The organism is Vibrio sp. 10N.247.311.13 (assembly GCF_041467595.1).
GTDB classification, from domain to species: domain Bacteria; phylum Pseudomonadota; class Gammaproteobacteria; order Enterobacterales; family Vibrionaceae; genus Vibrio; species Vibrio crassostreae_C.
Genome location: NZ_JBFSUX010000016.1, coordinates 1 through 22,137, shown reverse-complemented (window position 1 = coordinate 22,137; position 22,137 = coordinate 1). Strand labels below are relative to the sequence as shown.

Below are 22,137 nucleotides of genomic sequence, written 5' to 3'. Positions count from 1 at the left end.
CCTTTAGCTCTTATAGCGAAATAACCAGCTAGCTAAAGGCTTTAAATCTATCTATACCGAACTAACGACTCACGTTCTGTTTGATTAGCTCAACAACCGTATCGTATCGGTGCGGCAGTTTTCGGTTTCGTTTTTGAACCAGATACAGCGTTTCCTCTACTTCTACCTTTGGCGGCACAACGTGTAGCTTGTCTCTATCTGGGAAGTGTTCAACCGCGCCAGCCGGTAACACGGTAAAACCTAATCCTTTTGATACGGGTAGCAAGATCTGGTGAAGCTGATTGATGTAGCCAGATCTTGGTATCTCATTAACGTTGATGTTCGCTAAGTCTTTATCTCCGCAAAGGTCGAAATACAAAGACAGATAATGTGCAGAATCTGGGTGGGCAATCAGGCCAATGTCATTCAATACTTGCGGCGTTATCTCTAAATCAGCAAGGCTGTGGTGAACAATAAGACACAGTGCTTCTTTGCCGATGACTTGGCTTTGGTAGTAGCTGTCGTTCGGGGAATGCCTAACAATGCCGATATCGGTAGTGCCTTCGCTTAGGTCATTCAATATCTTTTTGTTTGGAGCGGCTTCTAAGTTAATGCTGAGCTCTTGGTGTTGCTGTTGAAGTTCAAGAAGCTTGGGATACAGACGCAAAGAGAGTGAGCCAGAGCAAGACAAGTGACATTGCCCAGCATAAGGGTTATCAAAACTCAGAGACTCAAAAAGATCTTCTTGGTCTTTCTCTAGTTTGATCGCATAGCGATACATAATCCGACCCTGTTCGGTCAGTTCGAAGCTCTTGTTTTCTCGAGATAGCAGGTCACAATTACAAGCTTGTTCAAGCTTCTTGATGTGTTGGCTGACTCCAGGTTGTGTCATATACAACTTTTCTGCCGTTTGGGTGAAATGGCCAACTTCAACCAGAGTCTTAAACGTATTGAGCCAAAGTGGATTAATCATACTCACCTTCAAATACTAAAGCCTATAAATAACAAAGCCAATAAATAACAGAAAATTATTATTATCTTAAGTAATGATAATTTCAACTCTAGCGTCTTAAGTAACGCTAATCAAAGTCATGTGGTGGTAGCACTTTATATTGGTCTATTGGTCGCTTTGTAGAGTTGCTATGAGTAACAAAGTGTTGCGACTTTGTTGAATTTTTGGTCTATTGACCAACTGTGCTCATATTTGGGAACGAAGATGAATAGAAATGTTTGGCTGCTTTCACTGTGTCAGGCCTTGTTGATGACGGGTAACATATTACTGATCTCTGTGATTGGTTTGATCGGTAAGCAGATTGCACCCAGTGTCAGCATGATCACCTTGCCGGTTGCACTGCAGTTTTTGGGTCTAATGGCAGCCACTATTCCAGCATCTTTAATTTCAGGCAAGTTAGGGAGAAAGAGAGGATTTAGCATTGGTAATGTGGTTGGCATTACAGGAGCTAGTCTTGCCACCTACGCACTGTCTCAGCAAAATTTCTATCTGTTTTGTTTCGCTACGTTCTTACTTGGGATAGGCATAGGTTTTGGCACGCTTTATCGTTTTGCTGCAATCGAGGTGTGTGATGAAAATGCCCGTCACCGAGCGATCTCTATCTCGATGGCTGGTGGCGTTTTAGCCGCGGTATTAGGACCAAATTTGGCGATTATGTCGCAACAGTGGTCGCAAGATGGCTTGTACATTGGTGCTTTTGCTTCTTTGATTGGATTGAACATTCTTGCGTTACTCATCTTACAAACAATTCAGTTTCCAAAAGTCTCTTTTAATAGTCAGGCACCTAAATCCGATCCTCTCAGTGTGATAGTAAAAGCGCCTAACTTTATTGGCGCAGTGTTTGCTGCCATGGTCGCTTATGCGGTGATGAATATCCTGATGACAGCAACGCCATTGGCAATGATTGGTTGTGGCTTTGACTTTACCAAAGCAGCGGGCGTCATTGAGTGGCACGTATTGGGGATGTTTGTTCCTGCATTCTTTACTGGTTCACTTATCGAGAAGTTTGGCTCAAGAATGATGATCTTGGCAGGCGGGGTTCTGTTCGTCGTCTGTATCGCGATTAACATTCATGGCGAATCTATCTGGCACTTCAGAGCGGCTCTAGTTGTGCTTGGTGTCGGTTGGAACTTTATGTTTATCGCGGCAACAGGTTTGTTTAGTCAGTCCTACCAATCGCAGAATAAAGCTAAGGCACAAGCGTTTAATGAATTTATTGTCTTTGGCTGTGTGACGATTACAGCGATGCTCTCTGGCTGGCTAGAATCGACAGCAGGGTGGCAGAACCTCAATATCTACGTATTACCATTCGTGTTAGCTGTTATCTTGCTGTTCGCATTCAGTGCTCGTAAATCGCGTATTCAAAAGCAGCCTGTGTAATGGATCATCTAATGGTGGTTCAGTAACTTCGTTACTGTGATTAAAACCCTAGTATCTCAAACTGCGACCAATAAAAAGCCCTACCAATAAGGTAGGACTTTTTCTTATGGCTTAAATAATAACGTTTTCTTAAAACTGCTGTCTTGGCTTATATCCTGTGACAACAGTACTTAAGCTTGTGTTGTAAATACGCATGACAGAGCCAGCGATGATTTACAGGTCGACCAAAATTGTCTTAGTGGTAATCCCACCTTGGTCATCGATTATCTTCAGTGTCACCTCGTGCTTTCCGTATGAAGGGAAGATTGACGTGAATGTGCGACCTCGTTTCACCTTTCCGTTTGGAAGTGTCCACTCGGTATCAACAATACGACCATCGCTGTCTGAACTTGTAGACCACATGGTTACCCAGCGGCCCAAGTGAATGTACTTCGCGCTCGCTTCTGGAAGGGCGTTTGGAGATTCAACACTCACTACGGAGCTAAATGAAGCGGTAGCGCCTTTGTCGTCGACAACAGTCAAGTTCACCGTGTATTCACCGGCCTGTTCATAAGACCAAGTTGGTGCCACTTCGTTACTTGTTGTGCCGTTCCCAAAGTCCCACAGGTAATGGGTGATCTCACCGTCTTGGTCTGAGCTGAAGTTGTTTGCAGAAACAGTCAGACCAGTCACATTAAGCTCGAAGTTCGCAGTAGGAACGATGTTGTGTTGGCTTACTTTAGATAAGCGAACCACACCGTATTCGTTGTTATCACTCTGATTCACAATATCGACCGCTAAACCAAACTCCGTCAGGATGCGTCCTGAATCTGGTGCTTGAGGCGATGTGTAATCTTGGTCATCCGAGAAGCTAGCATTGCCAACCAAACTGGTATCTTCGAGTACATCGTTGTCGCTGTTTACAAGACGCATTGGAGTATGATCTTTGAGTGAAAACGCTGCGTCTCGAACTTGGTAGCGTGTTTGAGCCGCTTCACCAGAGTTTGCCCACACCATGGCATTTTGGTCTGCATCGACCACGCCTAACCAACCTTCACCAGGGTGTTTACCTACCCAGTTGTCGGTTAGTGATTCGTCGACGTACCAAATGATCAAGCCAGGGTCGAATGACATCAGTTGTCCCATGCGTTTGATGTTCGCTAGGCCTTCATCAACATCCATGTGGCTGCGCCATTGCAATAGATAGTAGTGCTGCGCTTGATGGAATCCATTACTCAGCTTGTAACCATTAAGGGCGAAGGTGGAGTTGCTTTCACCATCGTCTATTGAGGTCACTTCACCATCGACAACAACAGCAAGGTTATCTAAATAGAAGCCTTCCATTGCTAAGCCGCCATCGGTGATGTATTCAAAAGACAGTTCCACTTCTTGGCCTGCCCATTGTGAAACGTCGAACTCAGCGTCGACCCATCCGCCAGATTCGCCGCCAATAGCAGGAACGAGGTCCGTGTTGTATGGATCGTCCATTGAGGTAATGTTTCCTGCAATGGCTTGTCCGTTGATTAGCACGCGCGCAAAGTCGTAGTCTTTTTCAATCTCATACCAAGTTTTGAAAGACAGCAGTGCAGAATCACCCGCTGGGATCATCAACTTGCGAGTCATACTGTTTTTCAGATCATCGCCTTTTTGAGAGTGGAATGAATACTCGCCCTCAAAGGGTTTCAGACTTTCAATCTGCTTTTCAGGAAGATCCACTTTGATCATGTTAGGACGACTGTTATCCGTTGTTTGGAACAGCGTATACACTTGTGGATTGTCTTCTAGGTCATCAATCGAGAGCTGATCATCGTTAACCCAACGTCCGCCAATCGATTTCTGTAGGAAGTGTTTTGCCCAAGAGCTGAATGCCGTTGGTTGTGTACCACCAATTTGACCAGCCCAACTGCCCGAAGACATGATTGACCAGTAAGAAACCGGTTCGCCTTTGCCTGTGTATTGCGTGTCATACTCGTCTGGTAAGCCTAAATCATGGCCATATTCGTGGGCACAAACACCTGCAGCCGCATCAATCGGTTGAATGGTGTAATCGAACGCCGCGTATTGGCCACCAAATCGATCTGGAAGCGAGCTAGAAGTACCTTCCAGTACATGAGTGCGACCAAGGTTGAATCGGTGAGACCAAATCGCATCAGGGCCTAACACGCCACCACCGGCTTCTTCGCCTACCGATGCATGAAACACCATCAGGTGGTCAATCACACCATCGGGTTCGCGGAAATTTCCGTCACCGTCGTAATCGTAACGATCTTCGATGTCGTAATCGGCAAGGTTGATACTCGGATCTTGAGCCAGTTGATTCAGCGCTTCACGAACCAGTTCTTGGGCGTTTAGGTCGTTGTCGGTGGTAGGGGAGTTGCCACCATAGAATGACGCAGGCTTAGAGGCGCGATACCAACCTGCCGCTTGACCTGAAACGCTGTAACTGTCGCCTGATTCGCTTTGGTAATATTGGCGCATCGAGATTAGGTTTTCGCCATTTGGCCCTGTGTAGCCAGAATTTGAAAACAACAACTCTTGATAATGTTCAGGGTTGTAGCTCTCGTAGAGCATCTGCGTGTGCTCTTCGGTCAACTTGTTGTCATCCCAGTTCAAATCAGGGAAATCGACCAATAGAGCGAGTACTTTATCGGTGCGCTTGGTGCCGACTTCTAAAGCAAAGACACTCGCTTTTTTAACGCCAGACCCTTTTTCTATGGCTTTGAGTATTTTTGCGCGTTGCTCAAGTGCTTTTTTTCCGAATTGAGCATCGCCTTTGAAACCGGAATTGATTTTATTTTTCAAGTAACGGTCAAGCGCATCGCGCTTTGCCGCATCGGTTGCATCTTGGTCGACTAAGCCTTGTCTAACTAGCATTTCAATGAGTTTGTCTTCATTAACTACGCCTAAATCAATAGGTGTTTTTGCATAACCACTGACGCTAAATAGAGTAAGCATTGCTGAAGCCAACAATGTTTTTCTCATCATTTTCATTATATTTCCTTTTTGTATTTCCATGTCGATATCAGTATCAACTTGCCTTATTCAGATCTGTTGTCCGAGTTTGGCCTAATACACTCTTGTGGTGCCTTATTTAACTGACGTGTGTTTGTTGTATGTTTTTTACTTTCTATCTCTTTTGTATTGGTTGTCTCTTTTCTATTTTTTGAATCAAACGGAGTGCTCTTCACTTTTTTAGCGTTGAGATAGATACGCAAAGCTTCTTGATTTTCCTCATAGGTTAAGCCTGAACAGATAACACCTCGTTTAATCAATGACTTCAGTAATAGTTCGTCGTTCTCAATAGTGGAAGCCTGTGACAGTGAGGAAAAAATTAGACCCATTAAAGCCATTGTTTTGTGTGACATTATTATATCAAGCCATCAGTTTTGATTATGTAACAAAATATATTTATAAATTTTACCAATCAAATGGATAATTATTACAATTAATTATTCGTTCCGGTTTCAACATTTAGAGTTAATATAAAATAAGGAGTGTTATTTATTCTATTGTCAGTTATTTAATGGGTTTTGTTGAATGAATAGTTGATAGTTTGGATGTTTAATAACATTGATTAGGTCGTGGTTATTATTCTGGAGGGCGCTTTATACAAGGCGTTGGGTTCTAACTAATAAGATGATTTTTTATTCTCGGTGTTTTAAAATACGCATGTAATAACTGAGTCATTAGTAAATACCCATGCTCAAATTATTTTTACTCAAAATATCAATAATTAGGGTATTGAGAGTAACTTTCAGTGTTTAAATGACGTGAAATTTAACAATAGCAGAGCTGGTCGGGTTGTCACCGCCTGCTTGCTTAAAGCGAGTGAAACGGCTGAGAGAAGAGGGCGTGATTGTCGGTGGTGTGTCCATCATTAATCCAGAACTGACCGGCAGTAAGATGACTTTGGTTGTGTCCGTGGAAATGGAGCGTGATCGAGGGGATATTTACCAAATCTTTCGCCATTCTATTTCAAAGGCAGAAGAGGTCACGCAGTGCTATCAGATATCAGGCAGCTTTGATTTCATGCTGATTGTGACGGTCAAAGACATTCAAGCCTACGAAGACTTTGTGGAGCGAGTACTACGCAAAGATCTGAATATTCGTAAATTCCATACCTCTGTCTCAATGAGAACCGTGAAATTTACCACTGCCGTAAACTTAGATGAGTCGTGACTGTTGGCATGAGAAGATAGTGAAGTTATTAGCTTTGTGAGGTACTTAGCTCATATTTGTATAAATAGCAGGCATTTACACAAAATGTGACGTTCACATTTTGTCATAACTTTAATAATTGTATATATTCCTCGCCTAAAATAATAATTAACCTAAGTTAATATAATGACTGTCAGCTCATCTACTCAATCTCGTGAAACGCTCCTCAGCGAAAACGAACAACTTGTCTCTACCACTGATTTAAAAGGCGTGATTACGTACAGTAATGATGCTTTTTGTCGCATAGCGGAATACAGCCAACAAGAATTGCTAGGGCAACACCACAATATCGTCAGGCATAACGATATGCCGAAAGCCGCTTTTGCTGATATGTGGGTTAACCTAAAGCAAGGTAAAGCTTGGCGTGGCATCGTAAAAAACAAAACCAAATCTGGTGGGTTTTACTGGGTCGATGCTTATGTAACTCCAATTTACGACAATGGTAAGGTGAGTGGCTACCAATCTGTTCGTGTTAAGCCAAAGAATGAATGGATACAAGTTGCAGATAAGGCTTACCAAGGCCTCTTGAAGGCTGAAAAGTCGGGTCGCCAATGGTCATTAAAGATCAGTGACAGTGTTCGTTACGCCGTGTTGCTAGGCTCTTTGGCTGCGCCGTTAATTTCAAATCTCATTGAAGTAGGGCAAGTATCACAATGGTTGTTGAGCCTACTTCCTGTTTCAGCATTAGCACTGCTTTTCCGACAAGAGCTGATTGATACTCCACTGCAGTTGAAAAAGCTGCAATCTAAATTCGATAGTGTTAGTCGTCTTGTTTATTCAGGTAATAGTCAGTTCTCTATTGCCGATTTTCACTTAAAACTATTGTCTGCAAGAATCCACACCGTATTAGGTCGCATGACAGACTCAGCCAAGCCGTTACAAGATTTGGCTGACAACCTAAATGCGACGTCATTTGAAGTATCAGAAGCCTTAGATCAACAAACAAAAGACATTCTTCAAGTACGAGAGGCGACTGAAGAGGTTGAAGTCACCGCCAATGAGGTCTCTTCTCGCACAGAAGAAGCGCACCAGATTGTTGATGTGACTTTGCAAACCTGTGCTGGCGCTAAAGAAAGCATTAATCAAACTCATCAAAACTTAGAGAGCCTAGCTTCTCAGGCTGAAAAGGCGACTCAAACGACTTACCAACTGAGCGATCAAGCGCAGAGCGTAAGCAAGATAATGGAAGAGATTGGTGGAATCGCCGAACAAACCAACTTGTTGGCCCTGAACGCTGCGATTGAAGCGGCGAGAGCGGGCGAGCAAGGACGAGGCTTTGCAGTTGTTGCCGACGAAGTCCGTGCATTGTCGGGTCGAACCTCAAAGGCTACGGTTCAGATCAAAGAGAGCATCGATACCATGCTAACGACGATTGAAGGGTGGCAAAAAGATATTCTGGCGAACCGTAAGCAAACGGACGCATGTGGTGATGTTGCGAAGGTGAGTGCAGAGCGCTTGTCGGAAGTCGAAAACCTAATGCAATCCATGAATGAACTCATGCAGTCTGTTGAAAGTTCTGCTCATAAGCAACGTGAGCTGTCGAGTGAAGTCAATCTGCATATGCAGTCTATCGCCTCGACCGCAGAACAAAACTTAGTGGCAACGCATTCTGTGAAAGACCACTCCACAGAGCTAAAAGAACGAGTCAATGAGTTCTACCAACTGGCAAAGCGTTTCGAAGAAAAATAGCCGTTAGATTTAATCCGAATGAGAGAAAAGACAAAAAAAGCCCCGTATTTTCATGCGGGGCTTTCTGTATGCATCAACCCATTGAAGGGCGAGACAATGTATTCAAGATTAAGCTAGAAGCTCTTTCGCTGTGTTTACTACGTTTTCAGTAGTGAAACCGAACATCTTGAATAGCTCACCTGCAGGTGCAGACTCGCCGAACGTTGTCATACCGATGATCTTGCCACCGAAACCAACGTACTTGTACCAGAAGTCAGCGATGCCAGCTTCTACAGCGATACGTGCCGTTACGTCAGATGGAAGTACAGACTCACGGTACTGCGCGTCTTGTTTGTCGAACGCATCAGTAGCAGGCATAGAAACTACGCGTACTTTCTTACCTTCAGCCGTTAGCTCAGCAGCAGCGTTAACCGCTAGCTCAACTTCAGAACCCGTTGCGATAAGGATAAGCTCTGGCTTGCCTTCACAATCTTTCAGGATGTAACCACCCTTAGCGATGTTTGCTACTTGCTCAGCGTCACGATCTTGTTGTGCAAGGTTTTGACGAGAGAAGATAAGTGCAGAAGGACCATCTTTACGCTCGATTGCTAGTTTCCAAGCAACAGCAGACTCAACTTGGTCACATGGGCGCCATGTGCTCATGTTTGGAGTTAGACGTAGAGAAGCGATTTGCTCAACTGGTTGGTGAGTTGGACCATCTTCGCCAAGACCGATAGAGTCATGCGTGTAAACTTGGATGTTCTGAGTTTTCATCAGAGCAGCCATACGCATAGCGTTACGCGCGTATTCCATGAACATTAGGAACGTTGCGCCGTATGGTACGAAACCACCGTGTAGAGCGATACCGTTCATGATAGCCGTCATACCGAATTCACGTACACCGTAATGGATGTAGTTACCAGAGAAGTCGTTCGCTTCAAGAGACTTAGAACCAGACCACATAGTTAGGTTAGAAGGCGCAAGGTCAGCAGAGCCGCCCATGAATTCTGGTAGCATAGCACCGAACGCTTCTAGAGCATTTTGAGATGCTTTACGTGATGCGATGTTTGCTGGGTTAGCTTGAAGATCAGCGATGATTGCCGATGCTTTCTCTTCCCACTCAGCTGGTAGGTCACCGTTTACGCGGCGTTTGAATTCAGCTGCCAGCTCAGGGTATGCTGCTTCATAAGCTGCAAGTTTCTCGTTCCACGCTGCTTCCTTAGCTGCGCCTGCTTCTTTCGCATCCCACTCTGAGTAAACTTCCGACGGAATTTCAAAAGGACCGTGCTCCCAACCTAATTCTTTACGTGTTGCTGCAATTTCTTCAGCGCCTAGTGGAGCACCGTGACAGTCGTGCGTACCTGCTTTGTTTGGAGAACCAAAGCCAATCACTGTTTTAGTACAGATTAGAGTAGGGCGAGGGTCTGCTTTAGCCGCTTCAATCGCTGCGTTGATAGCGTCAGAATCGTGACCATCTACCGCTGGGATTACGTGCCAGCCGTAAGCTTCGAAACGCTTAGGTGTATCGTCAGAGAACCAACCTTCAACTTCGCCATCGATAGAGATACCGTTGTCATCCCAGAAAGCAACCAGCTTACCAAGACCAAGCGTACCTGCTAGAGAACATGCTTCGTGAGAAATACCTTCCATCAGACAGCCATCACCCATGAATGCATAAGTGTAGTGGTCTACGATGTCGTGGCCTTCTTTGTTGAACTGTGCTGCAAGCGCTTTCTCAGCCATTGCCATACCAACAGCGTTAGTGATGCCTTGACCTAGAGGACCAGTCGTTGTTTCGATGCCTGGTGCGTAGCCGTACTCTGGGTGACCTGGAGTCTTAGAATGCAGTTGACGGAAGTTTTTAAGATCTTCAATTGAAAGCTCGTAACCTGCTAGGTGAAGCAGAGAGTAAATCAGCATTGAGCCGTGGCCGTTAGACAGGATAAAACGGTCGCGGTCAGCCCACTCTGGGTTTGCTGGGTTATGGTTTAGGTGAGAGCGCCAAAGTACTTCAGCGATGTCTGCCATACCCATAGGTGCGCCTGGGTGACCAGAGTTTGCTTGTTGTACGCCGTCCATGCTTAGAGCACGAATAGCGTTAGCTAGATGTTTGCGATTCATAAGAACTTCCGAATAAAAATTAAGAAAAACAAAATTGATAAAAGTAGGGGAACTGAACGTTCCCCTATTTGAATTTGGTAAGAGTGATTACAGCTTAGCTGCGATCATGTCTTCTAGTTTGCCTTGGTCAACGGCGAAGTTGCGGATGCCTTCAGCCAGTTTCTCAACAGCCATTGCATCTTGGTTGTGGTCCCATAGGAACTCAGCGTGAGTCATCGCTGCTGGACGCTCTTTAGTACCGTTAGAGTCGATAAGCTTCTCTACTACTTCGCCTTCTGCTGCTTCTAGGTCTGCTAGAAGTTGAGGAGCGATAGTTAGACGGTCACAACCAGCAAGCTCAAGGATCTCGCCGATGTTACGGAAGCTTGCGCCCATAACAACAGTTTTGTAGCCGTGGTCTTTGTAGTAGTTGTAGATATCTGAAACAGAGATTACGCCTGGATCTTCTGAAGCTTCGAAATCACGACCTTCTTTCGCTTTGTACCAGTCCATGATGCGACCAACGAAAGGAGAGATTAGGAATACGCCAGCTTCAGCACAAGCACGAGCTTGAGCGAAAGAGAATAGAAGCGTTAGGTTACAGTTGATGCCTTCTTTCTCTAGGATTTCAGCAGCACGGATGCCTTCCCAAGTAGAAGCCAGTTTGATAAGGATGCGGTCGTTAGTGATACCAGCGTCGTTGTACATTTTGATAAGTTGACGAGCTTTAGCAACGCTGCCTTCCATGTCGTAAGAAAGACGAGCATCGACTTCAGTAGAGATACGGCCAGGTACAACTTTTAGGATTTCTTTACCGATGTTCACGTTAAGCATGTCGCAAGTATCTTGAACTTGCTGTGCTTTATCACCGCTTTGCGCTTTTGCGTATTCGATAGAAGCATCGATTAGAGGAGCGTACTCAGCAATTTGAGCAGCTTTAAGAATTAGAGATGGGTTAGTTGTTGCATCTTCAGGAGTGTACTTGCTGATAGCTTCGATATCGCCAGTGTCAGCTACAACAGTTGTTAGTTTACGAAGTTGCTCTAATTTATTGCTCATTTTGATCATCCTATGTATCGCATAACACCTCATTAATGGGAGAGGTGTGGGCATTTGCAAGCTAACTAATGAAGTTCTCAATGGTTGTACCAGTGAGCCAAACTTACATTAATTTAAATTTTTCTCCGAACGAACATTTGCACAGAACATTTGATCGCTCGATGAGTAAATGATGTAGCCATATTTATCCGATCTAGCCCCAAAGTCAACGGTAAATAGTACTGTATGGTGACTTCAGTCAAATATATTTCGCTCTAGTAATCATGGGCTATGCAAGCAAACGTTTAACGAGCAAAGTGAGGTGAATTAATCAACAACAAAACCATGGTTATGACTATGAGCAAATGTACCTTGCTGTTACATATGTTCGGGGTGTAAACTTGTGTATCACTTGCTTAAGCATCGAACATTTGTTCTTCAAGCAGGTAAAATAATTGTTAAATATTGGTTAAGTGGTATATGAGTAAGAATATCCAAGATGTTTCCGAAGAAAACACTGATCTCCTCACTGAAGTAGCGGTTGCTTATTATCAAGATGGTGCCACGCAAGAAGAGATATCTAAAAAGTACTCTATCTCCCGTGCAAAGGTTGGTCGAATGCTCAAGCAAGCCCGAGATGAGGGCATTGTTGAGATCACCGTGAAATATCACCCCGTCTTTAGTGCGAAGATCGAGCAACGTTTGATCGAACGATTTGGTGTAAAGCGTGCGCTTGTGGCACTAGACCAACCAAATGAAGAGAAGCAGCGATTACAGGTTGCTGGTTTAGTGTCTAACTACCTTACCAGTACACTGAAAAACGGCATGGTAGTGACAGTAGGACAAGGGCGAAACGTATCGTCTGTTGCTCATCACACTGGCGTCATTACGCCACGAGACTGCAAATTCGTGTGTGGTATCGGCGGTATTCACCCAAGAGGCGGTATGTTTAATGCCGACCATATATGCAGGCAGTTAGCCAAAAAGTACGGTGGATCTTCTGAAACCTTATACGCGCCCGCTTATGCCGAGAATAAAGCGCAAAAAACCGCATTCATGGAAAACAGCACCGTTAAGCAGACCCTCGATCTCGCTCGAAAAGCCGATGTCGCTTTGGTCGGTATCGGTGATATGAGCGAAAACAGCTATATGGTCGACTTAGGCTGGTTTACCGCAGGTGAGGTCGTTCAATCTCGTTTATTACAAGGTGTCGTCGGTGACTTTGCGGGTTATGACTTTTTCGATGTTCACGGTAAAACAGCAAACACAGTAATGAGTGACCGTGTGATTGGTTTGGCCTTGGAAGAATTTCGCCCAATAGCGGAAGTCATTGCCATTGCAGCGGAGAACAGTAAGCCATTAGCTCTATTAGGCGCACTAAGAACCGGTGTGGTCGATGTGATAGCGACCAGCGTAAGTAATGCTTTGACGGTACTTAACTTGGACGAACAACTTAGCGTGAATAAACCAAACAGCAGTGAATCGTAAGATACTTAAGCTTCGTTGAATTCACTATTTGAGTAATCATAGAAATTCTCCTGATGAAACCAGTGCAATAAGGGGGATAACTATTAGACATGACTCGAATAGTGAATTTGTTCAGCGGTTGAAAGAATTATCACTCTTTAATGTTAAGCCACACTAAAGGAGATAATTATGAAACTGTCATTTATCACACGCGCTATTTCTAGCAACAGTGACCAATCAAGTTCTATCTTTAAATCTAATTCCGTCATTGCGCTTAGCTTAATCACCACGGCTTGTATGCTCACACCTGAGGCACATGCCGATGATAAAGTCGTCGCAGGGTATTTGCGGATTGGCAATATCTGAATAAAGACAACCCTTATACCGTTGACGACATACCTGCAGACAAGCTCTCACATATTATTTACGCCTTCTTGAGCATGTGTGGTCCTCATAGCGGTGCTGGTGAGCCCGTCCAAAAACAAATTCAGCAGCAATGTGCAGACAAACAACCATATACCGCGATTATTGTGGATAAAGAAGCTGCGTTAGAAGTCGATTTCGGAGACGTGGGTGTTGATGTCGCCTATAAAGGTCACTTTGCCCAGTTAGCTCAACTGAAGGCCGACAATCAAAATATCAAAATTTTGCCCTCATTTGGAGGGTGGACAATGTCTGAACCTTTCCATGCGATGGCGAAAGATCCTCAAGCCATTGCGCACTTTTCAAAAACTGCTGTTGAATTGATCCAAAAATACGACTTCTTTGATGGTATTGATCTTGATTGGGAATACCCAGGAGGCGGCGGCTTAACCACTTCGCCTTGGAACCCAGAGACGAAACTAACGGATGAGCAAAAAGCGCTAGAGCGTGAAGCTTTTACTCTTTTAGTAAAAACAATCAGAAGTGATTTGGACGCTCTATCAAAGACGACTCAAAGAGATTATGAGCTTTCAACGGCTGTCGGTGTTGGCGCTAAGGCTGCCCAAATTGATTGGAACGCAGCTAGCCCATATTTGACGAACATGTTTGCGATGACGTATGACTTCCTCGGAGGCTGGGGAACTCAAACAGGTCACACAACAAACTTACATGCCACAGAGCGCAGTTGGTGGGGAATGGGAGCTGATGTCTTCATTAATCAGATGATAGAGCAAGGTATTCCTAGCGAGAAGCTCGTGATCGGGGCGGCTTTTTATGGTCGAGGCTGGCAAGGGACAAAAGACTTTGCTGGAGAGCTGCCTAAAGGTGACCTAGTTTCTGAACAAGGGGCGCAGTTTGGTACCGGTGAAAACGGTTACTTCATGTTTTGGGATCTTATGAATAACTACAGCAGTAAACAAGGTTATGAGTATAAGTATGATGAGCAAGCTCAAGCACCTTATTTGTGGAACCCAGATAAAAAAGTATTCATATCTTTTGAAGATCAGCGTTCTATTAAAGCAAAGGCAGAATGGGCGAAGAAATCAGACCTAGGCGGCATTTTTACTTGGGAATTATCAGGAGATCCTTCCGGGCAGTTGATCGATGTTATGCATAGTGAAATGAATAAATAACTGAACAGAAAATACCTAGAAAATAAGGTAGGTGTTTAGCCGCCTACCTTATTTAGCTCGTCTATTTAACTCACGTTCTTAAACAGAACATTCCGCGTGCTCGGTCACTTTCTTGTTTAGGTGAGTAGCCAGCTCATCATAAGGAATAGGGCGAGAGAAGTAATAGCCTTGCATTAAGTCACATCCACATGCCTTTAGAATTGCGAAGTGTTCGTTTGATTCTACGCCTTCTGCTAATACCACCATGCCGAAGTTCTTACCGATTGCGATGATGTTTTGCACCATGGTGAGTGACTGCTGATCGACAGCAATGTTCTCAATAAAGCTCTTATCGATTTTAAGTTCATCGATAGGCAGTGCTTTCAACATACTTAGTGATGAATAACCTGTCCCGAAATCATCTAAAGAGATCTTTATATTCTTCTCTTTGAGGGCTTCAAAAGTCGGTTTCACCAAAGTCACATCTTCAATGAACAAGCTCTCGGTAATTTCTAGCGTTAAACAGCTAGGAGAGAGTTGATACTTTTCTAGTGTCGCGAACAAGTGCTCAGAGAAGGATTGATGAGAAAACTGACGCACTGATATGTTGATCGACAGCCCGATTTTTTGTTCTGTTGTTCGGTGCAAGTGGGCGATCTGCATAATGCTGGACTCAATAATAAAAGTCCCCAGTTTTTGCATTAAACCCGTGTTCTCTGCTATCGGTATAAAGACATCTGGCGGAACAAAACCCAATTCCTCATCAATCCAGCGCACGAGTGCTTCTACACCATGAATACTTTCATTTGCACGAACCAGCGGTTGGAAAACCATGAACAGCGTTTGTTTCTCGATAGCGATGCGTAGCCTTTGTTCTACTTTCATTTTGTAGAGATGAGCATCTTGCATTTCCGTTGTGAAAATACTGTACGAGTTTTGCTGCTGTTTCGCTTTGTACATTGAAATATCGGCAGAACGTAACAGGCTATCCAGATCTTTTCCGTGTTCTGGGAAACGCGCTACGCCGATGCTGCAACCTAACAAAAACTGAGCGCTTTCAACTTCATAAGGTTGAGAAAGCACTTCAATAATGCGCTTGGCGAGTCGTTTAATTTCAGCTTCATTCGACAAGGGCGTCAAGAACAAAAACTCATCACTGGATTCACGTACCAATAGGCTGAGGCGAGATCGGAACCTCATCAAACGCAAAGCGATCTGTTTGAGAACCTTATCTCCAAAGTCATGCCCGTGGGTGTCATTGACGCATTTAAAGTTATCGATATCGATAAACAACAGCGAAAACGGCTCTGACTCATCGTCAATCCATTTACCAATGTTTCTACGCATGTACAAACGGTTTGGCAGAGAGGTTAAAGGGTCATGGTTCGCCTGATAAATGAGTTGGCTACGAGTCCGTTGTTCATTCTTGGCAATCGACTTAACCAAAAAGTAGAAACCAAACTGAAGAAAAATAAAGGCAACGAAAAGAATGCTGAACTCTTGTATGAATATACTATCGACGTGAGTTAGATCCGTACGTCCTACCACCCATAATTTGTAGTTTGGGATGTATTTCGCGCTCATCAAAGAGTGGTACTCTTCATCGTCGACGACAAAAGAATAGGTTTCTTGCCCATTCATCGCTTCTTGTACGCTAATTCCGAAGTGGTCGGTAAAGATACTTGCAATACGCTGTATGACATCTTTGCCGACTGGAGAGGAATAGGCACTCTCAGATTCAATATCACTTGAATAAAACTGGCGATAGCTGTCTTTTCTGATCAGGCTTAGTGTATTGAAACTTCCGGCGTGAGCATTATTTTCAAATACGATCGTTGCGTCTAATCGTAGCCCTGCGGTCATTACTGCATCGGTTTTCTTGCCATCGATTGAAATGGATTTTCTCAGCGGGATGACTAAGCTATTCAACGAATCTTGAAAATAGGTACGGCCAAGCACCATGCTACTGCTTGATAGGGCATCTAGGAAGGAGCCTCTGGTTGGCGCGTATTGCAGCAAGTTCCTTTGATTCGCAAGTTCGAGATTTGAGCTAATCGAGAGGTAATCACCGTCGGTGTTCAACAAGCCAAACGCTGCTATCGCAGGGTGGGTCTCAAGTAGCTTGTCTAATATTGGCCTAATCTGGATAGATGCAGTACGTGTGAAATCAGACTGTTGAGCCAGTTGATGGCCAACCACTTCTAACAAGGCTTCTTGACTGGTCAGCAGCGAGTTGACGGAGCTAGAAAAAAGCTCAACCTGAATGTGTTGCTGCTCTATGAAGTCGTCTCTGTTTGCTTTCCAGTTTGTTATTCCCAACGCGGCGAAAAGTATCAGGGTCAGTAGTACGACAAACGCGTACAGCGACCAGATATTTTGCTTAAATAGAGCCATGAGGTGCCTTTGTTGGTTACTACTTTTAACAGACTGCAAGTGACAAACTATTGGGTTGTCAGCGCGATTCATGCAACGAAAAATACAAACATCAATGATGAAAGTATTAATGATTAAATAGTGTAACGACTACGAGCAGAGATTCTTGAGTGAAAAATTAGTATTCATAACGTCGATAACGATTAGTTTATGATTAATCACGAATTATGGTTAGCAAGTTGATGTGGGTTACAAATCAAACGGCGTGAATCGAGTCTTGGTCTCAAATGAACATAGCGTTAACTGCGACATAGAGGCTTACTTCATGAGACGTGGAGCCATCATTATCAGTAAGCTCTTTATGCATGCGCAGTATATTCTAATAGTTGCATTAAGCGAAGTTGAATTACTTTTTAGTCACGGCGATAGGGAGTTTGTCGTTAGCACCCCATTCCGTCCATGAACCATCGTAAACACCCATTTCACCGTTATAGCCAGCGAGTTTAGCGGCTAATAATATGATGCAAGCTGTTACGCCAGAGCCACAGCTAAAGAACATAGGTTGAGAAGGCGTTAATTCTAGCGTTGAAAAGATATCAATAAGCTCTTCTTGGGACTTTAACTTGCCGTTTTTGAGTACTTGGGCAAATGGTAGGCAAATAGAATTCGGTATATGGCCACTACGCAAGCCTTCACGTGGTTCAGGAACTTCTGAATCGAAACGAGCTTGAGAACGAGCATCTACAATGTTTGCGCTCTTGTCAGTTGAGTAACCTTCAATCTGCTGAGCACTGACAAAGTAGTTGTCTTGAATATGGCCTTCAAAATTGCCCGCTTTTACTTCGGTGCGATAGTCAGTCTCGGTCGCGTAACCGGCTTCGATCCAAGCTGGCAAACCGCCATCTAAGATGAATACGTCGTTGTGTCCCATTGCCATAAACATCCACCACGCACGAGGAGAAGCGAAGGTTCCGGAGTTATCGTAAACCACAATCGTACTGTCTTGATTGATGCCAATTTCTTTTGCGCGAGTGTTGAAGTGTTTTTCGCTCGGAAACATGTGAGGAAGCAGAGTGTGCTTGTTACAAAAGTCTTTGTCGTAGTCAAAACGAATAGCACCAGGAATCATTTGTCCTTTGATCTTTTCTGACTCGCTTGGAATTTGAAACTCGATGCTGGCGTCGAGGATGATGATATTGTCTTCTGCTAGCAAACGTTGTTGAAGTTGTTGTGGTGAGATGAGTGGCTGATTCATTATTGTTATATCCATTCTTGTTGTTTTAGCGATTCTTACTGTTTTAGCGAATACAGTGGTAGAGCGATTACTGTTGCTTTTGCGAATACAGTTGCTTTACGAATACCGTTGTTGCATCGATGGCTACTGTGCAGCTCGACAGTGGATGAACTGATAACTGCTTTGTCCGGTTATTTGATTGTTTAATGTATCAAGCGCGACCACAGAATCAATAGGGCAGTCTGTGGTAGGAGCAATAGAGAGCCGAAATACGTCATTATCTTTTGTCTGAACCGTCAGATAACGCCTGTGCCCATCTAAGGATTGAGTAAGCGTGTTCGAAATTACTTTGGCTTGAATACGTTGCCCCGTCTCTGATGTTAGCGGGAAATAGGCAAGGGCAACTAACACGCCTACGCCACACATTAAGATAAATAGACCTATTTTTAACTGTTTCATGAGAGTAAGTCTTTGAAGGTTATGTTGAAAATATAAGTGAGGTTGGTGGTAAAGTGAATGCTACTCGCTAAGAAAGCTGAATTAACTGCTCTTCGACGAAAATAAAAAAGTGAGCATTTCTGCTCACTTCCTACTTACAAACAATCCATTTTGACTCTGTTTCGTCAGAGATCTCGCTAACGACAAGTTACCTGCTGTTAAACAATTTACTGCCAGACAATCTGAGAGTCGCCGCTAGAAACCACTTGTTGTAATGGAGGTTGACCATCGTAAAACCAAATCTCTATCAAGAGTGCGTCATGGTTTACTGGTGCTGCAAAGTTGGAGGCGAACACACCGTTATCTAGTGGGCCCGCAATGACCTTGCTGGAGTAATCCGGCTTCAAGGTTGAGTCATCTCTTGTACTAAAGCGGCTATAAACGGTCACAAAAGAACGGTCTGTCGACATGCTGCTGATGTCAATGTTGAGATCAAACTGTTCAACAGAGTTGTAGTCAAAGCCGTCAGGTACCACTAAATCACTCATCGTATAGCTTTGCGCTGCTACCGCACCTGTCACGGGAGACGGCGATGGTGTTGCTGTTACCGGAGTCGTTGCTGTTACCGGATTCGACGGAGTTGCAGGTGTCGAGGGTGTAGATGGTGATGCCGTAGATGTACTTCCGCCCCCACCGCCGCCGCCTCCACAGCCGGCTAATACTAATGGCGCTGCAGCTAAAATAACGGCTAGTGACTTCTTCATGTTCCAAGTGCTTTGTACAGACATACGTTCTTCCTCAGAGAGATTGCGGCTTGAATCAACGCAATGATTGTCTCGATATTGTTTAGTGTGAATAGTCATAACGTCTCTCCTTATGGTTCGTAACGTTGGTTGTCTGCAGGTGATTGGTACCATGTTTGGTTCGTGTCACCGCCGGATTCTGCGTATTCTTTAAACTCTGGGTAAGCGGTAACAATATCGACGTACTCTAGAGGCCACTCCCATTCGTCATCCGAAGTTACTATGAGAGCCCAAGGGTGGTTTTCTGCTGTTTTGAAGTATTTACCTGTTGATGGATTACTGTCATCGACGCCTAATCCAGCTTCAAAGAGGTTAGTGGTATCAAATGCCTCGGTTGGAGCTTGGTCTGGCAAGTGAACCTCCCAGCTGCGCCCTGGATGTAGAGGTAGGTTTTCACCGTGATAATACCCAGGCGTTGCAAAAATGAACGGGTCGTAAGGCATATCGGTCCAACTGCCAGTACTCACACCGTCACCGGCTAAAGTAATACCAATTTGGAATGAGAACTGCTCATCCTCTTTACATCCATTACTGGTGCGGTAGAAGGTACAGCCAGTGCTGATTTTTTCTGTCAGGTCATTGGCGATAACAAAGATTGCTTCGCTACGTCCATCTTCTAGGTCAAGGTCAGTGAATACACCGTTGTGTTTCATGTAAGAGCTACCACTACTCACCAAGCTCGGGTCTAGGTTAGGAAGTCGAACAGCAAAACCATTTCTGTACGTTGCCCCGACAGCAGCTAGGCGGCCGTCGATAGTGGACTTAACGACTTTTCCATCTTTAAGGATCTCAGTAATGCGATACATAAGAACAGCATCGTTCATGTCGTAGTCGGCTTTATAAGGCCAGTTATCTTCGTACGCGAGCGTTGCGTAGCCAGAAGCACTTGGGAAGTAACGAGCGGTGGCGCCATCGTTAAGGACATCGACTTGAATATCGACCACCTCACCAGAGGTTGAACCGCCAAAGTAACTTAGGTTGGTTTGTTGACTGAATCTAAATCTAGCCCACGTAGTACCGGTTAGTGCGTTGATGTCGACATTTAGGAATAGATCGTTTTCACCAGCATCGAGCGCGTAATCTGTAAACACTTGCTCGTTGGCGCCATCGAAGCTGCCATCTTGGTTCCAGTCTATCCAAGCTGAAAGGTAACCGGTTGTTGAAGCTTCAATTACTACTTTTGAATCAAGCCCTGCTTCAAGTGCGGTAACAAAACCGATACCACCGTTTGCCCACTCATCATCAATACCCACGCTTTCATCCGATTGCGGTGTTACGTAGCCGTCAAGATCGGCGTCGGGCGCGTCTGTACCTAACCAAGTCACGCCATCTAGTTCATGTCGAGGACCGTTACTTGCTAATAACGTTAGATAGGTATCTGGAGCGTCACCGAAGTCGATGTTGGAATCTTCATCTACGACAGGCGCATTCGCACAGCGAGCACCATCATTTTGATTCGAAGAAGGGCCATTCGATACGAACTCTACAGCAGGAACGACACCTGCAGCGATGTTTGCAGCGTTATCTGGGGATAGGTTGATACGGTAGATCTTACCGTCTTGATTTCGAGATACGTAATAGTAGCCGTTTACATCAAAATAACCTGCGCCAAACGTCCCTGTTTCTCCGGTATCACCAATATAGGTTTCTGCACCTGTAGTTGGGTTGAAGCTGTACAAGCCACCCGAGTTATTGTCGATACCATATAAAGAGCCATCACTTGGATGGAAAGCAAAATCAGTCAGTTTTACAGTTGCAGGGCTGCCTGCGATTTTGTTGACCGTGACGGTCGCATTCGGATCAGAGTCTAAAGGAGAGAGGTCAACAGTAAATAGTCCCTTACCTGTACGATACAAGTAGTAAACATGGTCATAGACGTCGCCGACATAGAAAGTGTGATCGGTTGGTAAGCCACTGGTATTGATAACTTCTGCTTGGAAGTCTTGACCAAGACGCACTAAACGTTTGTTGGTGGTGTCATAGCCATAAATATATCTGTCTTGAAAGTCGAAACCGACACCATTGATATTGGCATTCATACCCGTATCGTCTTCTAACAGTGTGGTTGAACCTGTTACTAGGTTTACACCCCAAACTTCAACGGGTTTCGACTGAAAGAGGTATGCTTGACTAGGGCAGGTATCGAATGGCGCTGCGTTGGCGACTAGAGGGGCACTTAATAGCAAACTTAACGTTGTAATTCTCATATCTACATCCTTGTGATGGAAGGTCTAGATATTCAATCAAGTTACGTGCCAGTTTTAAGTATTTGATTTAATGGGTTTTTATTATTTATCGAGTTCAGTTTCCAATTTGAGTGTCAATATGAAAGTGTGCCATCCAAATAGCCAAAGGCCTTTATATTTCTATTTGATTAGAGCTAAGGATACAAGAGCTTAGGCGGTAATTACGAGTGATTGTCTAATAGGCTCTGTATGTATTCACTCGTGAATGGAACAATATCTGAGACCACTTTGGATGCTAAAATGCTTTCAGCGTTAGCTTTTATTCTGACATATCGAAAATGCTTGCCATAAACCTTTACTCCTCCAAACGGTAAACTCTTTCCTTTGTTAATCAATTCACAATCTGAGTTTGATTCATAAAGGGAATACCCCAGGGCAAGATCATGAAAAACCCATATGGAATAAGGGGTAGCGTGAAGTGATGTTTCCACTAATTTGTACACTGAAGTCACAACAAATTCAATACATTCAAGATCGATTTGATGATCAGATTTAGGTGTGATCATATACTGTTTTTTAACAGCAGATATTTAGCCATAATGAATGGATTAAGCCTTTTGGACCATATTTCAGTTATTCGAGACCCTCGCCAAGCTTGGAAAATAGAGCACACGCTAACCGACATTATCTTCTTAACAATTGCAGCAGTGATTGCTGGTGCTGAAGG

At 44.2% G+C, this 22,137-nt stretch carries 14 protein-coding genes and 2 pseudogenes; 6 read left to right on the top strand and 10 right to left on the bottom strand.

The window, feature by feature from the left end; translation table 11 throughout:
• Positions 1–61: 61 nt before the first annotated feature.
• Complete coding sequence (locus tag AB6E52_RS09145) at positions 62–952, bottom strand: LysR family transcriptional regulator (protein ID WP_017061891.1); 891 nt, start codon at positions 950–952, stop codon at positions 62–64.
• Between the two features lie 243 nt (positions 953–1,195).
• On the opposite strand from AB6E52_RS09145, the gene AB6E52_RS09140 reads away from it, so the two are divergent.
• Positions 1,196–2,371 (top strand): MFS transporter, encoded by a 1,176-nt coding sequence (locus AB6E52_RS09140; RefSeq protein WP_017064421.1) that lies wholly within the window; start codon positions 1,196–1,198, stop codon positions 2,369–2,371.
• Between the two features lie 213 nt (positions 2,372–2,584).
• Here the strand turns inward: AB6E52_RS09140 and AB6E52_RS09135 are convergent, their stop codons facing one another.
• Both AB6E52_RS09135 and AB6E52_RS09130 read right to left on the bottom strand, forming a co-directional pair.
• On the bottom strand, positions 2,585–5,341 hold the full coding sequence (locus AB6E52_RS09135) for an immune inhibitor A domain-containing protein (RefSeq protein WP_102320320.1): 2,757 nt from the start codon (positions 5,339–5,341) through the stop codon (positions 2,585–2,587).
• Positions 5,342–5,388: 47 nt separating this feature from the next.
• Positions 5,389–5,715, bottom strand: a complete 327-nt coding sequence (locus AB6E52_RS09130) for a hypothetical protein (protein WP_029235426.1) — start codon at positions 5,713–5,715, stop codon at positions 5,389–5,391.
• A 409-nt stretch (positions 5,716–6,124) separates the two neighbouring features.
• On the opposite strand from AB6E52_RS09130, the pseudogene AB6E52_RS09125 reads away from it, so the two are divergent.
• A pseudogene (locus tag AB6E52_RS09125) lies at positions 6,125–6,529 on the top strand (Lrp/AsnC family transcriptional regulator); the annotation flags it as partial.
• A 165-nt stretch (positions 6,530–6,694) separates the two neighbouring features.
• Positions 6,695–8,257 carry a PAS domain-containing methyl-accepting chemotaxis protein gene (locus AB6E52_RS09120; RefSeq protein WP_017071362.1) on the top strand — a complete coding sequence of 521 codons (1,563 nt, stop codon included), beginning with the start codon at positions 6,695–6,697 and terminating at the stop codon, positions 8,255–8,257.
• Between the two features lie 108 nt (positions 8,258–8,365).
• Here AB6E52_RS09120 and tkt read toward each other — a convergent pair whose 3' ends face one another.
• Both tkt and tal read right to left on the bottom strand, forming a co-directional pair.
• On the bottom strand, positions 8,366–10,357 hold the full coding sequence (gene tkt / locus AB6E52_RS09115; RefSeq protein WP_009845572.1) for a transketolase: 1,992 nt from the start codon (positions 10,355–10,357) through the stop codon (positions 8,366–8,368).
• Positions 10,358–10,444: 87 nt separating this feature from the next.
• A complete protein-coding gene (gene tal / locus AB6E52_RS09110; protein WP_009845571.1) occupies positions 10,445–11,395 on the bottom strand; it encodes a transaldolase in 951 nt (316 codons plus the stop codon).
• 459 nt (positions 11,396–11,854) lie between these two features.
• Here tal and AB6E52_RS09105 point away from each other — a divergent pair, with 459 nt between their 5' ends.
• Complete coding sequence (locus AB6E52_RS09105) at positions 11,855–12,862, top strand: sugar-binding transcriptional regulator (RefSeq protein WP_017061711.1); 1,008 nt, start codon at positions 11,855–11,857, stop codon at positions 12,860–12,862.
• Positions 12,863–13,030: 168 nt separating this feature from the next.
• Positions 13,031–14,397, top strand: a pseudogene (locus AB6E52_RS09100) (glycoside hydrolase family 18 protein).
• A gap of 78 nt (positions 14,398–14,475) precedes the next feature.
• On the opposite strand, the gene AB6E52_RS09095 reads toward AB6E52_RS09100, so the two are convergent.
• From AB6E52_RS09095 to AB6E52_RS09075, 5 genes are all read right to left on the bottom strand, one after another.
• On the bottom strand, positions 14,476–16,770 hold the full coding sequence (locus tag AB6E52_RS09095; RefSeq protein ID WP_017068242.1) for a bifunctional diguanylate cyclase/phosphodiesterase: 2,295 nt from the start codon (positions 16,768–16,770) through the stop codon (positions 14,476–14,478).
• Between the two features lie 385 nt (positions 16,771–17,155).
• Positions 17,156–18,004, bottom strand: coding sequence for a sulfurtransferase (locus AB6E52_RS09090; protein WP_017065718.1), 849 nt, complete (start codon positions 18,002–18,004; stop codon positions 17,156–17,158).
• A 123-nt stretch (positions 18,005–18,127) separates the two neighbouring features.
• Positions 18,128–18,442 (bottom strand): hypothetical protein, encoded by a 315-nt coding sequence (locus tag AB6E52_RS09085; protein ID WP_017061706.1) that lies wholly within the window; start codon positions 18,440–18,442, stop codon positions 18,128–18,130.
• A gap of 206 nt (positions 18,443–18,648) precedes the next feature.
• Positions 18,649–19,284 (bottom strand): hypothetical protein, encoded by a 636-nt coding sequence (locus tag AB6E52_RS09080; RefSeq protein ID WP_102320319.1) that lies wholly within the window; start codon positions 19,282–19,284, stop codon positions 18,649–18,651.
• 11 nt (positions 19,285–19,295) lie between these two features.
• On the bottom strand, positions 19,296–21,431 hold the full coding sequence (locus AB6E52_RS09075) for an LruC domain-containing protein (RefSeq protein WP_102320318.1): 2,136 nt from the start codon (positions 21,429–21,431) through the stop codon (positions 19,296–19,298).
• A gap of 578 nt (positions 21,432–22,009) precedes the next feature.
• On the opposite strand from AB6E52_RS09075, the gene AB6E52_RS09070 reads away from it, so the two are divergent.
• On the top strand, positions 22,010–22,137 hold a 128-nt coding region (locus tag AB6E52_RS09070), incomplete at its 3' end, for a transposase family protein (protein WP_372189954.1).